Annotated in this window: 20 protein-coding genes and 1 other annotated feature; all 20 genes read right to left on the reverse strand. The window is 40.5% G+C overall.

Going from position 1 to position 19,388, the window contains the following annotated elements; translation table 11 throughout:
- Window positions 1-8: 8 nt before the first annotated feature.
- Window positions 9-2,771, reverse strand: coding sequence for an isoleucine--tRNA ligase (gene ileS, locus BLR93_RS02500; RefSeq protein WP_093210881.1), 2,763 nt, complete (start codon window positions 2,769-2,771; stop codon window positions 9-11).
- A 115-nt stretch (window positions 2,772-2,886) separates the two neighbouring features.
- Window positions 2,887-3,113, reverse strand: a binding site (T-box leader).
- 75 nt (window positions 3,114-3,188) lie between these two features.
- A complete protein-coding gene (locus tag BLR93_RS02505; protein WP_093210883.1) occupies window positions 3,189-3,704 on the reverse strand; it encodes a DivIVA domain-containing protein in 516 nt (171 codons plus the stop codon).
- Window positions 3,705-3,829: 125 nt separating this feature from the next.
- Window positions 3,830-4,603 (reverse strand): YlmH family RNA-binding protein, encoded by a 774-nt coding sequence (locus tag BLR93_RS02510; RefSeq protein ID WP_093210885.1) that lies wholly within the window; start codon window positions 4,601-4,603, stop codon window positions 3,830-3,832.
- A 43-nt stretch (window positions 4,604-4,646) separates the two neighbouring features.
- Window positions 4,647-4,904: a YggT family protein gene (locus tag BLR93_RS02515; RefSeq protein WP_093210887.1), complete on the reverse strand. Its 258-nt coding sequence runs from the start codon at window positions 4,902-4,904 to the stop codon at window positions 4,647-4,649.
- Between the two features lie 5 nt (window positions 4,905-4,909).
- A complete protein-coding gene (locus tag BLR93_RS02520; RefSeq protein ID WP_093210889.1) occupies window positions 4,910-5,335 on the reverse strand; it encodes a cell division protein SepF in 426 nt (141 codons plus the stop codon).
- Window positions 5,336-5,350: 15 nt separating this feature from the next.
- On the reverse strand, window positions 5,351-6,025 hold the full coding sequence (locus BLR93_RS02525; protein WP_093210891.1) for a YggS family pyridoxal phosphate-dependent enzyme: 675 nt from the start codon (window positions 6,023-6,025) through the stop codon (window positions 5,351-5,353).
- Window positions 6,026-6,045: 20 nt separating this feature from the next.
- A complete protein-coding gene (gene pgeF / locus BLR93_RS02530) occupies window positions 6,046-6,852 on the reverse strand; it encodes a peptidoglycan editing factor PgeF (RefSeq protein WP_093210893.1) in 807 nt (268 codons plus the stop codon).
- Between the two features lie 65 nt (window positions 6,853-6,917).
- Window positions 6,918-7,184: a YlmC/YmxH family sporulation protein gene (locus BLR93_RS02535; protein WP_093210895.1), complete on the reverse strand. Its 267-nt coding sequence runs from the start codon at window positions 7,182-7,184 to the stop codon at window positions 6,918-6,920.
- A gap of 169 nt (window positions 7,185-7,353) precedes the next feature.
- On the reverse strand, window positions 7,354-8,133 hold the full coding sequence (gene sigG, locus BLR93_RS02540) for an RNA polymerase sporulation sigma factor SigG (protein WP_093210897.1): 780 nt from the start codon (window positions 8,131-8,133) through the stop codon (window positions 7,354-7,356).
- 121 nt (window positions 8,134-8,254) lie between these two features.
- Window positions 8,255-8,974 carry an RNA polymerase sporulation sigma factor SigE gene (gene sigE, locus BLR93_RS02545; RefSeq protein ID WP_093210899.1) on the reverse strand — a complete coding sequence of 240 codons (720 nt, stop codon included), beginning with the start codon at window positions 8,972-8,974 and terminating at the stop codon, window positions 8,255-8,257.
- A 27-nt stretch (window positions 8,975-9,001) separates the two neighbouring features.
- Complete coding sequence (spoIIGA, locus tag BLR93_RS02550; protein WP_093210900.1) at window positions 9,002-9,922, reverse strand: sigma-E processing peptidase SpoIIGA; 921 nt, start codon at window positions 9,920-9,922, stop codon at window positions 9,002-9,004.
- A 346-nt stretch (window positions 9,923-10,268) separates the two neighbouring features.
- Window positions 10,269-11,402, reverse strand: coding sequence for a cell division protein FtsZ (ftsZ, locus tag BLR93_RS02555; protein ID WP_093210902.1), 1,134 nt, complete (start codon window positions 11,400-11,402; stop codon window positions 10,269-10,271).
- A 70-nt stretch (window positions 11,403-11,472) separates the two neighbouring features.
- Entirely contained in the window at window positions 11,473-12,756 is a 1,284-nt protein-coding gene (gene ftsA / locus BLR93_RS02560; RefSeq protein ID WP_093210904.1) for a cell division protein FtsA, read from the reverse strand.
- Window positions 12,757-13,045: 289 nt separating this feature from the next.
- Window positions 13,046-13,414, reverse strand: a complete 369-nt coding sequence (locus BLR93_RS02565) for a small basic family protein (RefSeq protein ID WP_093210906.1) — start codon at window positions 13,412-13,414, stop codon at window positions 13,046-13,048.
- A complete protein-coding gene (locus BLR93_RS02570) occupies window positions 13,414-14,133 on the reverse strand; it encodes a DUF881 domain-containing protein (RefSeq protein WP_093210908.1) in 720 nt (239 codons plus the stop codon). Before BLR93_RS02570 ends, BLR93_RS02565 begins: the two co-directional genes overlap by 1 nt.
- A 2-nt stretch (window positions 14,134-14,135) precedes the next feature.
- Window positions 14,136-14,840: a DUF881 domain-containing protein gene (locus BLR93_RS02575; RefSeq protein ID WP_093210910.1), complete on the reverse strand. Its 705-nt coding sequence runs from the start codon at window positions 14,838-14,840 to the stop codon at window positions 14,136-14,138.
- Window positions 14,824-15,630, reverse strand: a complete 807-nt coding sequence (locus tag BLR93_RS02580) for a cell division protein FtsQ/DivIB (RefSeq protein WP_093210912.1) — start codon at window positions 15,628-15,630, stop codon at window positions 14,824-14,826. The genes BLR93_RS02575 and BLR93_RS02580 overlap by 17 nt, the downstream gene beginning before the upstream one ends.
- Before the next feature lie 246 nt (window positions 15,631-15,876).
- A complete protein-coding gene (gene spoVE, locus BLR93_RS02585) occupies window positions 15,877-16,992 on the reverse strand; it encodes a stage V sporulation protein E (protein ID WP_093212308.1) in 1,116 nt (371 codons plus the stop codon).
- Window positions 16,993-17,050: 58 nt separating this feature from the next.
- Window positions 17,051-18,400 carry a UDP-N-acetylmuramoyl-L-alanine--D-glutamate ligase gene (gene murD, locus BLR93_RS02590; RefSeq protein ID WP_093210914.1) on the reverse strand — a complete coding sequence of 450 codons (1,350 nt, stop codon included), beginning with the start codon at window positions 18,398-18,400 and terminating at the stop codon, window positions 17,051-17,053.
- Complete coding sequence (mraY, locus tag BLR93_RS02595) at window positions 18,397-19,383, reverse strand: phospho-N-acetylmuramoyl-pentapeptide-transferase (RefSeq protein ID WP_093210916.1); 987 nt, start codon at window positions 19,381-19,383, stop codon at window positions 18,397-18,399. The genes murD and mraY overlap by 4 nt, the downstream gene beginning before the upstream one ends.
- Window positions 19,384-19,388: the final 5 nt, after the last annotated feature.

A 19,388-nucleotide genomic window follows, 5' to 3' on the forward strand; every position in this document is an offset into this window, starting at 1 on the left:
TAGAATACCTATTCTGCTATATCTCTATAGTGCTCCTTGACAACTTCAGCACAGCGGGTGCACAATTCCGGATAATCGTTATCCTCTCCTACTGTATCTGAAGATACCCAACAGCGTTCGCATTTCTCGCCAGGATGTTTTTCTACAAGCACAGAAACATACTCATATTCTTTCGCATCTTTGTTTGTTTGTTGAACTTCCACTCCAGAAACAATCAGTAATTGCTGAAGATGCTCAATTCCATTTAGCAATACTTCTGTCGAAGCATCTTTAGGTACAATTTTGATATTAGCCTCCAAAGACTTTCCTATTGTTTTTTCCGCACGTGCTTCTTCAAGTGCTTTCAAAATATCATCTCTTACAGCTATGAATTTGTCCCATTTAGCTTTCAGTTCTACTTTGTTATCAATAACTTTTGGTTCTGGCATGTCTGTCAGCTGGACACTTTCTTCTTCAACTCCCGGAATATAACTCCATACTTCATCTGCCGTATGTGAAAGTATCGGTGAAAGCAATTTGACCAACGCTGTCAGGATTTCATGATAAACCGTTTGAATGCTGCGTCTTCTCGGGCTGTTTTCTCCCTCGATGTAAAGCACATCTTTAGCAAAATCCAAGTAAAAGGAACTTAGGGAGATGGAACAGAAGTTATGAATATTATTATATATCGTTGAAAATTCGTATTGATCATATGCCTTCCGTACTTTTTCAATCAATTCCTGCAGCTGGATCAACATATAGCGATCCACTTCCTCAAGGTTCTCGTCTGCCACTCTGTCCTTGCCCGGCTCAAAGTCATGTAAATTACCAAGCATGAAACGGAAGGTATTTCGGATTTTTCGATAGCCTTCGGAAGTTTGCTTGATGATATCATCGGAAATCCTTACATCTGCCTGATAATCGACAGAAGCTACCCACAAACGCAGGATATCAGCTCCATACTGTTTTATGATTTTTGAAGGAACGACAACATTTCCAACCGATTTACTCATTTTACGTCCCTGGCCATCGAGGGCAAATCCATGGCTGATGATCGTTTCATAAGGAGCTTTGCCAGTTACTGCCACAGCTGTCGAGATGGAAGAGTTAAACCAGCCCCGATATTGGTCGGATCCTTCTAAATAAACATCTGCTGGACGTTGGAGCTCTTGGCGGCCATGGAGCACAGCTTCATGCGAGGAACCGGAATCGAACCATACGTCCATGATATCTGTTTCTTTCGTAAAAGTGCCCTTAGGGCTATGTTCCGATGTGAAGCCTTCTGGTAAGAGGTCTTTTGCGTCCCACTCAAACCAAATATTAGACCCATGTTCGTTGAATAAATTGGAAACATGTTCAATGGTTTCTTCCGTAATGATCGGTGTTCTGTCCTCTCCGTAAAATACCGGAATCGGTACGCCCCATGCTCTCTGCCGGGAAATACACCAGTCCTCGCGGTCACGAACCATATTGAACAATCTGGTTTCCCCCCATTTAGGCAGCCAATTGATCCTTCTGATTTCGCTTAAAATTTCTTCACGGAAATCTTTTATTGATGCAAACCACTGATTAGTTGCACGGAATATGGTCGGTTTTTTCGTTCTCCAATCATGAGGATACGAATGAGTAATGAACTCAAGCTTTACTAAAGCCCCTACTTCTTCCAGCTTTTGGGTGATCTCTTTGTTAGCAGAATCATAGAACATTCCTTCAAAGCCGGGAGCTTCATCGGTAAAGTTTCCTTTTTCATCGACAGGGCAAAGGACTTCTAAACCATAGCGATTACCGACAAAAAAGTCATCTTCCCCATGGCCGGGAGCTGTGTGGACACAGCCTGTTCCACTTTCAGTAGTAACATGGTCGCCAAGTACAACGAGAGAATCGCGTTCATAAAATGGATGACGCGTCACAACATGTTCTGCTTCTTTTCCTTTGAATGTTTTAACTACCGAATGGTTATTCCACTCCAAAACTTCAGAAACAGTTTCCAGCATGTCGTGGGCAATCACGTATTTTGTTCCTTCTACAAGTACTACAGCATATTCAAGGTCAGGATGAAGACTAATAGCCAAGTTAGCAGGAATAGTCCAAGGAGTTGTTGTCCAGATAATGAATTTCTCATCACCATCAAATAAATTTTTTCCATCCTGCACATCAAATGTGACATAAATCGATGCAGACCGTTTATCCTGGTATTCAATTTCGGCTTCAGCCAATGCAGACTCTGAGGAAGGCGACCAGTAAACAGGCTTCAAACCTTTATAAATGTAGCCCTTTCTTGCCATTTCTCCAAAAACTTTAATTTGGGCAGCCTCGTAATCCTTTGTAAGAGTGACATAAGGGTTTTCCCAATCACCGCGGACACCAAGCTGTTTAAACTGGGTGCGCTGATTATCGACTTGTTTTAAGGCATATTCTGCACATTTCTGGCGGAATTCAGCGACAGTCATTTTTTTCCGGTTCACTTTCTTTTTGGCAAGTGCCTGTTCGATCGGCAAACCGTGAGTATCCCAGCCTGGTACATATGGTGCGTGAAAGCCAGCCATTGACTTATATCGAACAATAAAGTCTTTTAAGACTTTATTTAAAGCGTGACCCATATGAAGGTCCCCATTCGCGTATGGAGGGCCATCATGCAAAACAAACAACGGTCTTCCCTCAGTTCTTTTTTGGACTTTTTCATAAATAGACATTTCATCCCATGCCTCTTGCATTTTCGGCTCCTTGTTTGGAAGGTTCCCACGCATCGGAAATGCCGTCTGTGGCATCAATAATGTTTGTTTGTAATCCATCCTATTTTTCCTCCTTCGATTGCTATACGATCCGTTAAATACCTTTACCTACTGTCTAATTCAATGAAAATACCGTTGATAGAACCTCTGAAAATATAAAAAGCCCCTCTCATCCCCAAGGGACGAGAAGGACTCGCGGTACCACCCTTATAGACCGGTATTCGGCAGAATACCTATCCACTTGAGATTCTTAACGTGAATTAGCCGTCCATTTCTAATGGGAATCCGTTCAAAATGGATACTTAAGGGTGATCTTCTAAAAGATATTCCTGCCAAGCTTACACCGCCCCTGGCTCGCTATAGGAAATGTTTCTTTTATACTGTCCCTGTCTTTGTATTTAACGATTTTTTCATGATTTTGTAATTTTAAAGTTTATGTTTATGAATTATATGTAAAATTCATCAAAACGTCAAGGATTAGTAATTATTTTCAACCGCTTCTTTTTCAAAATCGGTTTCTTCCTCTACCTGGGTCGTCAGTAAGCCGTCCCAATCATCATTTTCAATCATATCCAATTGGGCTTCAACTAGCATCTTTAAGCGGGTCCTGAAAACCTTCGCCTGCTTTTTTAATTCTTCGACTTCCATGGATATGCGGCGTGATTTATGCAATGCTTCATTAATGATCCGGTCTGCATTCTTTTCTGCTTCCTTAATAATTAACTTAGATTCTTTAGAGGCATTGCCTTTAACCTCTTCAGCCGTTTCCTGGGCTACTAATATCGATTTATTCAATGTTTCTTCAATATTGGTGAAATGGCCCAGCCTTTCATTCAACTGATCGACCCTCTCTTTTAATTCCTTCTTCTCCCGAATGACCATTTCATAGTCCTTGATCACTTGGTCCAAAAATTCATTCACTTCGTCTTCATCATACCCTCTGAATCCGCGGGTAAATTCTTTATTATGGATATCTAGCGGTGTCAATGGCACATCGGCCACCTCCTATCTAATAAAATATCTTAATAATAATAATAAGTGCTTTCATAAAGAACTTTCATGCAAGCTATTTACAAGCTATTCGACAAATATGGAGAAAATCCTGCAAGAAGCCGTATTTATTTCAATATTTCCGCAGTGATTTTATACTTATCTTTCCTGGACAGTCCGTGAACCGCTTTTACATGGCTGCGGCCTTTTCCCCGTAATGAAATTAAATCGCCCTCCTCCAACAGAAAAGCAGAGGATTCGACGACCCGGAAGTTAACCTTAACCAAACCCTTTTGGATAAACTGTGCAGCATTTTGTCTTGAAATATTATAAATTTCTTTGAGCACTACATCCAGCCTTAATGAAGAAACCGTTGTATTTTTTTCCTGCCATGCTTCGTCCTTTTCCATTAATGCCGATAAAGGTTTAGGGGCAAAACTGACAGCAGCTTTTTTAATGGCAGTTAAATTAAACTGTACATAGGTGCTTATCTCTGAAGCGACGATGATCTGGATCACTCCATCTTTGACGATCAAGTCTCCCATCTTTTTCCTCTTTATTCCCAAAGACAAAAAGGATCCCAATACATCTCTGTGTGCCAGGGTTACAAATTTGGCTGGATAGCTTGCTTGCAATAATACAAGTTCAAAATCGGGCTCAACTGCTTCTTCATAATAAGGAGCAAGGATTGCCCGCTTTCGTTCCGATTTTGTTCCTCCGCCAAAAAAACGCCAATGGAACTCTTCATTATTGCCTATAATTGATGCAAAGATTTTTTGTTCTCTAGGGTCTAAAAAATCACTTAACTTCCGCTGAAAAGAACGTCCTACTTCCTCCTGCCAAGAAAGGACCTGGTCAATAAAAGGCTGTTCCTCTTTTCGAAAATGCTGGTATATTTCCATGCTCTCACCTTTTGAATTTCTATTTACGGCTGATTACAGCTTTCTAATAACCAAATAATACTGCCAAACCTCTTGTAGCAAAATTAAGTACTAATATTGCTACTAGAGGAGAAATATCAATCATTCCAAGCGGCGGAATGATTTTGCGAAACGGCTCCAGGTATGGCTCGCAAATCCTGGCCAGGAAGCTCCCGAATGAAGACTCCCGCGCTCCGGGGAACCACGACATTAGTATATAGGCAATCAAGGCAAAGCTATATATTTCAATCGCATAAAAAAGTATTGTGTACAATTGACCCATTCCATCTACCACCTTTTGTCCAAATCTTCTTCATTTAACATGTCCGAAATTGTTCCAGATACATCGACATTATCAGGAGTACAGAGAAACGTATGCGTGCCTAGTTTTTGAATATCCCCCGATACCGCATATACTGTACCGCTTAAAAAATCAACTATTCGCTTAGCCTGACTGTGGTCAACACGCTGTAAATTGATGACTACCGCTCTTCTGTTTACAATATTGTCAGCTATTTCTTGTGCCTCACTGTATGTACGAGGTTCCAATAACACAACCTTTGATGAAGGCTGGACGCTCTTCAGGCTGACTATATTTTTGCTTTTATCCTTTTGGGAAGAAGCGGTTTCAGGTACTTCCAGTTCCTCTTCTTCGACATATTCATATTCATCATCCAATGTAAAAAACGTTTTGATTTTGTCTTTAATACTCATTATATTCACCTCAAGCTATTTTTGGCCGACAAGCTTGGAACCGACTCTTATATGGGTGGCACCTTCTTCGATAGCAATTTGATAGTCATTGCTCATTCCCATGGACAATCCTTCGCACGGAGCGTGGCGGAATCCTCTATCTCTTATTTCATCTCTTAATTTTCTAAGCTTGCGGAATGCCTCCCTGATTAAACCTTCTTCTTCCACGAAGGGAGCCATCGTCATCAGCCCAATCACTTTCACTTTTTCATACTTAGCCAAACCTTCAATAAATGCCATGGCATCTTCTGGTTTCAAACCGTGCTTTGATTCTTCTCCACTTGTATTGATTTGGACAAAACAAGGAATCTCCCTTTCTGCCCGCTTGTTAATCTCTTTTGCTAGGGAATTCCTGTCCAGAGAATGTATCACACCTATCCTATCAATCATATCTTTAACTTTACGGGATTGCAATGATCCGATGAAATGCCACACAGCTTGGCTTTTGATTGCTTCGTATTTTTGATTAAATCCTTCCAGGCGATTTTCTCCGAGATGCTGTACACCAGCTGCCAATGCTTCTTGAGCCCGCTCAATTGTAACATATTTCGTCACACCAATGAGCGTTATCTCGTGCTCATCTCTGTTTGCCTTTTGACAGGCATCGCGAATGTCCTGCTGAATTATATGCAAATTTGTTTGTACATCCAATGGAGAGACTCCTTTCCCGATTATGTTTGATAGCCAATGAACCCAAGCATACGCCCGGTTGTACCTTTATCCCTTCGATGAGAGAAAAACTTATCCTCTTCTGAAAAGGTACAAAGACTTGTCCTGCTAATATTTTCACTTGGAATTCCTGCTTGCTGAAGAATCTCCTGATTTAATTTCTTTAAATCCAAAAATGAGGAATTCTCTTTCCATGTTACTACACGATCAGCCAAACCTGCAGGTATTTGCTCAATGACATAGTTATCAACTTCATAAACTTCCGCTCCTATCGATGGGCCGATAGCTGCTAGAAGTCTATTGAGAGCAACCCCCTGGTCACGCAGTTTCTTAACCATTTCAGCTGCCATTCCTTTAACCGTACCCCGCCAGCCAGCGTGGGCAATACCAAGCCAACCTGTTAAAGGATCAAAAAAGTATAACGGCACACAATCAGCGAAGAATGCTGTACAAAGAATACCAGGTTGATTCGTAATCAAACCGTCACATCCTTCCAGCGAATCTGCAGTAGTAATAGCACCTTTCCCCTTATCGCTGGAAGTTACTATAGCAATATCCGTTCCATGGATTTGTTCCCCCGCGACCCAGCTATCCAATGGAAATCCGGTAATATCCGCAAGTTTCCTTCTATTCGCCAAGACGGTATCTTCTTCATCGTTCACATGCAAACCGAGATTCATGGTTTCAAACGGAGGCTTACCCACCCCTCCTTTTCTCATGGTGATTCCAGCTGTTAGTGATGCGTCTCTCCGCAGCCAATCTTGAAGAATCAACGTGGAGCAATCATTATGTTGAAAGGGGTCCTTCATTATATTCCTCCTTATTTTTTATCCATTTTATCATAATTTGTAGAATTTATGCTGCATGATTAGCATTATTCCTTTTTTTCAGAATATAACCGGGGTTCCTTCTGTTTCTTAACCAAAATGACATCAGATCCAACCGTTACAATGCTCTCCCAGGGAACTACCACTTCTTCTTCCTTGCCAAACAGCCCCATCATTTTACCTCTTAATCCTATCACCAGAAAAGTTATCCTGCCTTGGTCTACGTCGATCTCTAAATCGGTAATGTTGCCAAGTTTTTTACCATCCTCTACTACTATCACATCTTTCATTTGCAATTCCGAAAGTGTAATCATCTCAACACCCGCCTTTATTTCTACTATATGCAAAGCACTGCCTGGTTTTTCGAAAAACTTACAAGTGAGCTTTATTCTTCACCGTTCCGTACCATTAACTCCATAATTAAAAACTCCTGCCATAGACAGGAGCTTCTTTTTCAATACATATTTAGTTATTCATGTGATTTTATTCAAACATTTCTTTATTCATTTCCTGGATTGCTGCTTTTTCCAGGCGAGAGACTTGTGCCTGGGAAATCCCTATCTCCTCCGCAACTTCCATTTGCGTCTTACCTTGGAAAAAGCGCTTATTAAGGATCATTTTTTCTCTTTCATTCAACCGCTGCATACCTTCTTTTAACGATAAATTATCCAACCAGGTTGAATCTTTATCCTTGGTGTCACTAAGCTGGTCCATGACAAAGATCGGATCTCCGCCATCATTATAAATTGGTTCAAAAAGAGAAACAGGATCCTGAATGGCATCCATTGCAAAAACAATTTCCGAGTGGGAAACCCCCATTTCTTCCGCAATTTCCATGGGTGTTGGCTCCTTGGAGGATTTACTAATTAGCTTTTCTCTTACTTGAAGTGCCTTATAGGCTATATCCCGTAAAGATCTAGAAACTCTAATGGGGTTATTGTCCCTTAAGTATCTCCTGATTTCACCAATAATCATTGGTACGGCATAGGTCGAAAATTTCACATTCTGGCCTAAATCAAAGTTATCAATGGATTTCATTAAACCGATACAACCAACTTGGAATAAATCATCTCCATATTCCCCGCGGTTGTTAAAGCGCTGGATAACACTCAATACAAGTCTTAAGTTCCCATTGACTAGCTGCTCTCTGGCAGATAAGTCTCCTGATTGCATTTTCTTGAACAGTATCCGCATTTCATCATTTTTCAGTACTGGTAATTTTGAAGTGTCTACTCCGCAAATTTCTACCTTATGTCTTGTCATGCCTTACCCTCCCAGTTGGAGATGCTATTCATGGAACAGTATCTCCTCCAGGAGGATTTTTATGCAGTATTTGACACGCTCAAAACGGACGAAAACGCTTCATCATAAGAACGACAAGGGATTAAACCATTTTATTAAATTCCTTTTTTAATCTGCTGATAATTTTCTTTTCCAGCCGTGAAATATAGGATTGGGAGATCCCCAGCATATCAGCTACATCCTTTTGTGTTTTTTCTTCTTCTCCAATCAATCCAAAGCGCAGCTCCATGATTTGTTTTTCCCGTTCATTCAGCTGCTCTAAAGCATTACGCAAAAGATTTTTATCGACATTGGCTTCCAAATCCTTAGTTGTAATGTCCTCATCTGTCCCAAGCACATCCGATAATAATAATTCATTGCCATCCCAATCAATATTGAGCGGTTCATCAAAAGAAATTTCGGTTTTCAGTTTATTATTTCTCCGTAAATACATAAGGATTTCATTTTCTATGCAGCGAGAGGCATATGTTGCTAATTTTATCTTCTTTTCTGGATTAAAAGTGTTAACAGCTTTAATTAAGCCAATGGTGCCAATGCTAATTAAATCTTCTATGTTAATTCCTGTATTCTCAAATTTTCTGGCGATATATACTACGAGACGCAAATTTCTTTCAATCAACATTGCTCTGGCGGCTTTATCTCCAACCGGCAGCCTTTTCAGAAGTTCATGCTCTTCCTCTTTGCTTAACGGAGGAGGCAAAGCTTCACTACCGCCTATGTAATAAACCTCTTTCGATTTGACTCGCAGTTTGATAAGTAATTTATACCACCATAATTGTAGTTTTAATTTCCATTTCGCCATATGTTATCCTCTCCTTTTATACGTTAATTAAGCAGATGATGCTACCGAATACTTTAGCAAGCCTTGGTGAAGAAGACAGTGGTAACTGCCGTCAGCAGCAAGACTGCCAAACTGGATACCGACAAGCACTTTATTGGTGGTAATATGTTTATTCTCATAGACCAGGTGAATATTATCCGGCCTGAATACGAGCATAAAGGAATTGTTACCGCTAACGCCTTGATACGGTACTAATCTAATCGCATCTATACAACTGCTGGGCAGTGAGTCAAATGCCAAGTTTTCCTGAACTGCTTCCAATGCTTTTAATTCCGTCGTTGTGAACCAATTCTCCAGAAACTCTACATCACATACCACAACTGGATCACGGGTTATCGGATCGACAAGTGCGTTACCGCTGTCCATATAGCCAGTAGTTAGAAAAGATTCTCCTTTCCATTTAATCGTTACTGAGAATAACTGATCGATTTGTAACTTTTCCCAAGCATGCTTGTCCATACGGGTCTTCGTAAATATCCAGACAAAAGGGAATCCAATTGCTACAAACAACCAGCTGATTTGATCGCCAAAACCGGTTTGCGTAGTCAAAATGCCACTCTCAGAAGCCAATATTTGCTGGCCGATTAAGAAATGGATACCTATCAGACTTCCTCCCAACGTAAACGATATAAAGTAAAATGATAACAAATGCCTGCGAAACTCCTTAAAGTGGCTATAGCCGAAAGCAGACCAAACAATTATTAAAGAGTATATCCCTTTACCCCAAAACGAACTGACAGGTGAATCGGGAAAATACACAGTTAATGGTACTAACAAAGAAGCCATGAATGCGCCAAATAAAATCCTTAAACGCTTAGGATGACTTCTAGTAATAAATTGGGTCAGCAACAAAATCATCCAGTCCAACAAAAAGTTCAAAAGCCATACAGCGTCTAAATAGATTGTCAAAATCATTCTTCCTTTCAGCTCTACCAACCAGGACTTGTAGCAAGTATAGCTAAACCTGGAATAGAAGTCTGTCACTTCTTGGGGTTTAAAGTGAACTTATTTTCAGAAATTACCTCTGATTTTGTCAAACCAACAAAACTATGAAAAAGAACGAAATGCGTAAGCGACCGGGAATGATGAGCAGAATGGACTGCACCGCTGGAGATAAAGGAAACACGAGCGTTAGCGAGATTGTTGACTTATCGACGAAGGGGCAGGAAGTCAGCTAATCATTGGGAGCTGCAGACTATAAAAAAACCATCCAAGGATATTTCCCTTGAATGGTTTTTTAAAATTGATATCTTTTTTATCTTCTCCGGTTCCTGTTTCGCAAGAAAGTAGGTATATCTAAGGTATCTTCTTCCTGTTTTACTTTTTGCTGTTGAACAGGAGCCTCTCTACGCGTTTCTTCTTTTCGATTTTCTCCGGATGGTTGAGGAGAATTGCTTACCGATGGCCTTTGTTTCGGCTGTTCGGGGCTTACTTGAGACTCATCGAAACCAGTAGCAATTACTGTAACAACAATTTCATCTTTTAAATCCTCATTGATGACGGAACCAAAAATCACGTTAACTTCCTGATCCGCAGCTGAAGTCACTAAGTCGGCAGCTTCTTGAACCTCATACAAGCTGAGGTTTGCTCCACCGGTAATATTCATTAAAACACCATGGGCACCATCAATGGAAGTTTCCAATAAAGGTGAAGAAATTGCTTTCTTAGCAGCTTCAGTAGCACGGCTTTCACCAGTAGCTACACCGATTCCCATAAGCGCAGAACCTTTATCATACATAATTGTCTTCACGTCGGCGAAGTCAACATTGATTAATCCCGGCTTAGCAATCAGGTCAGAGATACCCTGTACACCTTGACGTAACACATTATCAGCTTCGCGGAAGGCCTCCAGCATCGGTGTATTCTTATCAACGATTTCCAATAAACGGTCATTAGGAATCACAATCAAAGTATCTACATTGCTTTTTAAAGCATCTATTCCGCTGACTGCCTGTGTAGAACGCCTGCGACCTTCAAAACTGAACGGCCTAGTAACTACTCCGACAGTTAGAGCCCCGATTTCTTTTGCAACTTGGGCAATGACAGGTGCTGCTCCTGTACCTGTACCGCCTCCCATTCCTGCAGTAACAAAAACCATATCGGCTCCTTGTAAAACTTCCTCAAGCTGTTCCTTACTTTCTTCGGCAGCCTTTCTCCCAACCTCAGGGTTCGCTCCAGCTCCCAAGCCGCGAGTCAATTTTGATCCTATTTGCATTTTCACTTCGGCCTTAGACAAATTTAACGCCTGGGCATCGGTATTAACGGCGATAAACTCGACACCTTCCACTCCATGCTCGATCATGCGGTTGACAGCATTACTGCCTCCGCCGCCAACACCGATTACTTTAATCGTTGCTAGCTGGTCCATATTTGTATCAAACTCTAACATTTTCGTTCCTCCTAATTTGCAAGATTACAAGATTCATTGAAGTTAATTCATTCTGTAAGGGAACGCTTGTTTAATCAAAGAAATACTTAAACAAATTCGCGATTCCGGAGTCTTTCTTTTTATTAGGCGCTGAGTCCTTTTGTTTAGTAGTTCTTTTCGTTTTATTTAGCTTTGGAGCATCATGTTCAGCAGGCTTCACTGATGCAGAAATTTCTTTCCCTTGTATTTTCGCATTGCTGTACGCAAACTTCAAGATTCCCACTCCAGAGGTAAACTGCGATTCTCTTACTCCTATGTAGTCAGGTATAGCGATACGTACATTGGATTGAAATATATCCTGGGCCAGTTCCAGTGCACCTGGTATGCTTATGGTACCGCCTGTCAACACATATCCTCCTGCCAACTCCCTGTAACCCATTTTCCTTATTTCTCTTTCAGCATACGCATAAATTTCTTCTAGTCTAGCTTCAATCATATCAGAAATTTGCAATTGGTTAAATGTTTGTTTTTTATTACTGCCAATTATGGTAGCATCAAACGTTTCTTCTTCTCTGGCATCATCAAAGAAAGCATGTCCATAGTTCAATTTGATTTCTTCCGCTTCTTCAGAAGAAGTCCGCAGACCGATTGATAAATCCTTTGTAATATTGTCTCCGCCCAGAGCTATAACACTAGTAGAAACTAAGTGGTCATTTTCGAACACGGAAACGGTGGTGCTCCCGCCGCCTACGTCAATCAATGCGACTCCCAGATTCTTTTCATCTTTTGACAATGCAATCGCCCCTGCTGATAATGGCTGTAAGCAAATATCCATAACTTGCAGGTTAGCTTTTTCCACACATTTAAGAATATTATGTAACAAGGTTCTTGAGCAAGTAATAATGGTTCCTTCCATCTCAAGCCTTACGCCGATCATGCCGCGGGGGTCATTGATCTCATCCAAACCGTCAACAATAAATTGTTTAGGAACGACGTCGATAATTTCCCGTTCTGGAGGAACCGAAATCACCTGTGCACCATCAATCACCCTAGCGATGTCTTCATTGCCTATTTCCCTGTTTTCACTAGAAACAGCTACCACTCCATGACAAGGCTGCAATTGGATATGGTTTCCATTAATGCCTACCACAACTCTGTCGATATGCATATCAACCATTCTCTCTGCTTGTTCGACAGCAGTTTTTATCGATTGCACCGTTTGGTCTATATCTACGATGGCACCCTTTTTCATCCCGTTTGATTTCGCTGTTCCGACTCCAATTATATTTAAGGAATCATTGAGTACTTCACCTATAATAACTTTTATTTTTGATGTACCTATGTCAAGGCTGACTAATATTTCACTGTTGTTCAAAGAAAGGCACCTCCCAGTCTAAAACATTTTGAATAGTTCACATATTATCGAACATTTGTAATAATTACAATTAAAACAGAATCTCTAATTAAGTAAAACACTTAATGGCAATAAAGTATATGGAAATTTTAAGCCATTCCAAAATTCTTTTCAATAAGAAGCAGCGAATTATTTGTGATGGCTTTGTCATTGAAGCGGCAATACAACCAACTTAATATATATTCCCATCCGGTGTGTCTCATAAACCTGTTAACTTTTAGAGTATTCTACAAAAAACGACGTTTTCCTCTTAATTTCTTTTGAGTTTTTTCAATTTCTTTGCAAAGTACTTTTTGTCAATGAGATAGCGTCTGATCATCGCAATATTTTGAAAAAGACGGACTCCGAAAGCAAACACGGCAGCTAAATACAAATCAATCCCTAATTGAACCCCGATAAAGGCCAGCATGGCAGCAAGCAGGACATTGAAGAAAAAGCCGCTCAAAAAGACTTTCTCATCAAATTTTTCTTCTAAATATGCTCTTATGCCGCCAAAGAGTGTATCAAACGCAGCCAATACGGCTATCGATAAGTAATTGGAATATTCATCTGGTATTTTGATATCCGTGAGAAGCCCCAATCCTAAACCGATAATTAAAAATAGAATGGGAAGCCACATTATTGCTCACCTGCTTCCTCAGAATCTGTGACCTGCAGCGAATTGATAACAATTGGATCTTCATATTTGGCTAGTGTTATTTCCTCTTCATAATGGATATCCAATTGTAGATTTTCAATCGAAAAGTCTTCTTTAGACTGGCTTACTTCCATGTAGTCAATTAATCTTTCAGGGTTGTCCGCCAATACCTTCACTTGAATAGGAACAGAAGGCAGCGGATGGTTGTTTACATAGGTTTCCCCATTAACAGACCTTATCGGCGTAATATGGACAATTCGTTCATTTGCTACTGCTATATCCGTTGCTCCATATGCATTCAGCTCATTGATTAGTCTATTAAGCAATTCGGGAGATAGCTCAGGATATGTTTGCAGTGATTCGTTTTCCAAAAATACAGGGGTAATATCAATGATGAGTCCCGCCTTAGTGATTTCAGTAAATCCAGCCTCTTCTTTTAAAACTTCCAAGGACTCTTTAAGCGTCTGAACCTTTTCCGATTCAGATTTGGCCTGGTATTGTTCAATCGTTGTCTCGGCTTCTCTAATCTGTTGATATAATTGCTGCTGTTGTTTTTGTTCATCCTGCAATTGAGATCTAATTTCCCAAAGGTCTCTAGTATCGCGTTCGGTTGGTTCCCGGTTCGATTGAAATTGGATCGCAACCATCAAGCCAACCAGTCCAAAGACTAGGGAAATAACTAATTTGTGCTTTATTTTCAATGTTATCCCCTTTCCTTGTTGACCCTAGTGCTCATTTGAATGGCATCTATTCTTTCCATTTCTACCTCAATATTGTCACTGACTAACTCATCAACAAGTCCATCGGTTAGATTAATGCTAGAGTATAATACGTCCTGATCACCGATAGCTTCGATGGTAAAAGGGGCAGGATAAGTAACGCCGTCAACAGATATGACCGGTCCGACACAAGAAATATAACTGTCTTGAAAGACTCTTTGTCCATTAATCGAAACAGCCTCTGCTCCCGCACTAAGTAGTTCGTTTACAACCCGATGAATGTGACGTTCGTGTACAATATACTGGTTAGCATTTTCCTCAGAAGGCACATATTCAGCATCACTTAAAGATACCTTGACGCCTTCGCCGTGTACCGGAAGCTCGCCTGTAATCATTTGCAGCTGCAGCTTTCTTTCCACATAATTGTTTATTGTATCTGTTTGTCCTCCCAATTCGGACTCTAATGTTTGAATTTCCTTCCGTTTGTTTTCAAGCTCATCCCGCAATTCTTTATTTTTTTCCTCTAAGTTGATTAATTGCTGTCTATAATAAAAATCTTTTTCCCACTGCTGGTCTGTCACTTGAATGACTTGGGATTCCTTCTTTGTATGCTGGTAGCTAAAAGCGATTAAAAAACCAGAAACCAATAACACTAAAGCCAGAATGACATGCTTACCCTTCAGCTTCATCTTGCTCACCCTCTTCAGATTCCGCTTCTTTCTTCTCTTCCTGTTCCTGGTAAGATTCAAAGTACGCTCCCACGCCGATATGGATTATCCCCTCACTGCCCGGCTCTAGCTGCGCAACAATGGAAGGATAAGATTTCATCTTATTAGAAAAATTACGGATTGAGCCTTCTACTTCATAGCCGTCATTCATGTAAAGCGCAATTCTATAGGGATTTTCTTCGGTCGGCACCCATGTAATTTCCGAGATTAAGTCGACAATATTTGACGGTAGTCTCTGCAGCTCTTTTGTCATTTCTTGTAAATATGTTTCTTTATCAAAACCGTTCAGTAATGGAGCGTCCCCTTTTGCTGTTTTCATCTTATTATCAATCAGGCTGTTGCCATTCTCTAATACTGGATAAAAGCTATCATCCTTTTTAACGTAACCAACGCGGGCAAACTCCTGTACAGTGACTTGAATCGTGGTCGGAAATTGTTTGTCGACTTCAACCTTCTCGACAACCGGATGTCCGCTGATTTTGTCAACAACTTCATCCGTATCGACACTCCAAAAGTTATCATCTGTTGACAGTCCACTCAATGATTGAATCTCCTGGTTGTTAATGTATTGATTCCCATTGATCTCTATATTGTTAACTTGGCTGAGCGGCGACTGAAGATAAACGACAATCGAGATCAATACAAAAAATACGGAAAGGTAAAATATCAATCTGCGGTTTGCTTTCTTTTTCCTCGCTTGCTTTAGCTTAGGAATTCTATCTTCTATAGAAACTACTTTTTTTTCCTTCATTTTATCTATCCTTCTTATTATTCCTCTTACCGGATACTACGGATCACCGGCAGAAAACAGTTAATCTTCATATAGTTTATTTGTTTTTCTGTATTCAAACAAACGGCATGCAGCATGCCGTTTGTTTATCTCTATTAAAAATTATATCATATTTTCCCGGTTCAGAAGGGAAAACGTCCGAATAATTTCGTAGGATTAGATTATATTTTGCAGCCAATAAAGATAACCCTGATCAACAGTTTGATATCACAGTTTAGCATAACGGCTGATATTTAATAAAATGCCTACAGAACATAACGTTAAGGTGAGTGAAGAACCGCCATAGCTTAGAAATGGCAGCGTAATTCCAGTTACAGGAATTAACCCGGTAACTACACTCACATTTATCATAATTTGGATGGTAATCATACCGATAATCCCTAATCCAAGTAAACTGCCAAAAGTATCAGGAGCAGCCAGTGAAACACGTATGCCTCGCCATAACAATAGGACAAATAAAACGATCACAAAGGACCCGCCGATAAACCCTAATTCTTCTGCCAAAATTGCAAATATGAAATCATTGTGCGGTTCAGGGAGGTAGAAAAACTTTTGCAAGCTTTGCCCTAGGCCTAACCCCATTAGCCCTCCTGGACCGATGGCATATAGCGACTGGATGATTTGGAACCCGTTTCCAAGCGGATCCTCCCATGGATTTAAAAAGGCTGTTATCCGGTTAATCCGGTAAGGCGCTGAAATAATCAATCCCAAAAATCCAGCGATGCCCAGAATCCCTAATCCGGCAAAATGAGAAATTTTAGCGCCCGACACAAATACCATTACCATACAGGTTAAAACAAGAACGACTCCTGTTCCTAAATCCGGTTGAAGCATAATTAATCCAAATGCTACAAACACAAGCAATATAACAGGTAAAAAACCTTTTTTAAATGAAGTAATATATTTTTGATTGGAGGTTAAATAGGAAGATAAATAGATAATCAATCCAAGCTTCATGAATTCAGAAGGCTGAATACTGAACGCCCCTACACCAATCCAGCTTCTGGCACCTCCACGTACCATACCTACACCTGGGATTAAAACTGCCAGCAAAAGAATAAAACAGATAATCAGCAACGGTTTAGCATATTTTTGCCAAGTGATATATGGCACATTAATCAGGAAGAACATTGCAACAACGCCTGCAGCAGCAAACAAAAGCTGCCTTTTCACAAAAAAGAAAGAATCGCCGAATTTGTATTCCCCCCAAATAGCGGATGCACTATACACCATGACAACACCAATAAGCAGCAATAGAAAAATAGTTAAAGCCAGTAAGTAGTCCGGAGAATTTTTGGATCCTTGAAAAAGCTTTTTAGACAAAAAAACACCCCATTTCCGTTTCAATCCGGTTCATGGGGGTGTGAGTAGTACAAGCCCCCTACTCTAATGTATGCACAGCTTCGATAAACATGTCTCCTCTTTCTTCGAATGTCCTGTATTGATCCCAGCTTGCACAGGCAGGAGATAAGAGAATGACATCTTCTTTTTCGGAAAGCCCATATGCTTGCAGAGCGGCTTGTTTTACATCCTTGGCATATTCAATTGTTTCTATTCCGGCTTGAGCTGCCGTCCTCGCTAATTTATCTGCCGTTTCTCCAAATACAACCATCGCTTTTACCGATTCCAGAGAAGGAATTAGCTCATCAAAAGCATTACCACGGTCCAGTCCCCCTGCCAGCAGAATGGTGGGGTGGGCAAAGGAGGATAATGCTTTACTGGTTGCCAATATGTTAGTCGCCTTTGAATCATTATAAAACAGCCTGCCGTTAATATTGGCGATAAATTGCAGCCGGTGTTTCACACCAGTAAAGGTTGACAGCACTTGGTGAATACCTTTGTTGTCAGCTCCGCCTAATTTAGCAGCAGATACTGCTGCAAGGATGTTCTCTAAGTTGTGGCTCCCGACAAGAGTAATCTCACTCAGCGCAATAATTTTCTCCTGTTTAAAGTACAAGTACTCGCTGTCGCACCAGGCACCGGCTGGTTGCTTTTCAGCTATAGAAAAAGGAACCTTTACAGCTTGGGCATTTTGGACAATATCCTCTATTTCAGGATCATTTGCATTGTAAACAACATAATCGTCGTTTGTCTGGTTCCGAAGAATGTTTGCTTTTGCCTGCTTATAATTTTCGAACGTTTTATGGTAATCCAAATGTGCTTCAAACAAATTCAACAGCACAGATATCTTTGGCTTGAAGCTTTGGATACCCATTAATTGAAAAGAAGACAATTCGATTACCATCTGTTCATCCATCTCCATCGTCTGGGCTGCTTCACATGCTACATTACCGATATTCCCGGCGATTTGTGTTTTACAATTGCTTTGGTTCAACATCTCAAATATAAGTGTAGTTGTTGTCGTTTTGCCATTGGATCCTGTGATCCCGATAATGGAATCATTGACAAGACGACCTGCCAGTTCGACTTCCGTAATCACCGGTATCCCTCTTTTTTCTGCTTCGAGAACAATTTCATTCTCATAGGGTATACCCGGATTTTTGACCAGCATATCTATGTTATCTAATACAGACATAGGGTGACCGCCCGTAATTACATCAATGCCCAGATTTGTCAGTTCTTTGACCGATGGATCTTGCTTATTAGCTTTAAGATCATTGACACGCACTTTCTTTCCGCTGTCATGTAGAAGTTTAGCTGCCGCAGTACCGCTCTTAGCTAGGCCGAGAACGAGTATTTGATGATAAGGAAAGTTTGTTAATGTTTTCAATATGACCACACCTCAATATAGATACCGAGCGCTGCAAAAACCAATCCAACTAACCAAAAGGTAGTTACCACCCGCCATTCAGACCAGCCTATCAACTCATAGTGATGGTGCAAGGGGCTCATTTTAAACACTCGTTTTCCTGTTGTTTTAAAAGAAATAACTTGTATGATGACCGAGAGTGTTTCTAACACAAATACACCGCCAATAATAATCAGCAGTATTTCCATTTTTGTTAAAATCGCAATCGCGCCTATAGCTCCTCCCAGAGCCAGCGAGCCCGTGTCACCCATAAATACCTTTGCAGGATGGGCATTGAAAACAAGAAAACCTAACAACGCACCCACTACTGCAAGAGAAAATATCGTCACTTCAAATTGAGTGAATCCATACCAGGCAAGTATGCCAAAAGCTCCAAATGCGATAGCTGCTGTACCTGCCAGCAATCCATCAAGCCCGTCGGTTAAGTTAACGGCATTAGAAGATCCGACAAGCATAAAAATAATCAATAACGCATATCCCCAACCTAATTCCCACTGAACATTTGTACCGGGAATCTGGATATACGTTGGAAAATCATTGGCACGCAGGATAAAATAAAATACAAGAGAAATTAATATCTGTCCTGCCATTTTCTGCTTGGAGGTCAACCCTAGATTTCGCTTCAGGGCTACTTTAATAAAATCGTCCAGAAATCCGAGCAGTCCAAACCCCAATAACACAGTTAATAATAGCAATATTTGAAAACTGAACGGATTAGGGTTGAATTTTCCGATCATAATCAACGTTGTCACAGCAACACTGATAAGGATCATCACTCCACCCATCGTCGGTGTCCCTGTCTTTTTCATGTGGGATTTAGGGCCTTCTTCTCTAATACTTTGTCCAAACTTCAATCTACGTAAGAAAGGTATAAATACAGGAGAAATCAGGACGGTTATTAAAAAAGATATTGCCATAGTCATTAGTAATACATATTCATTCATTTTTG

This window comes from Sediminibacillus albus, from assembly GCF_900101125.1.
Classification (GTDB): Bacteria; Bacillota; Bacilli; order Bacillales; family Amphibacillaceae; genus Sediminibacillus; species Sediminibacillus albus.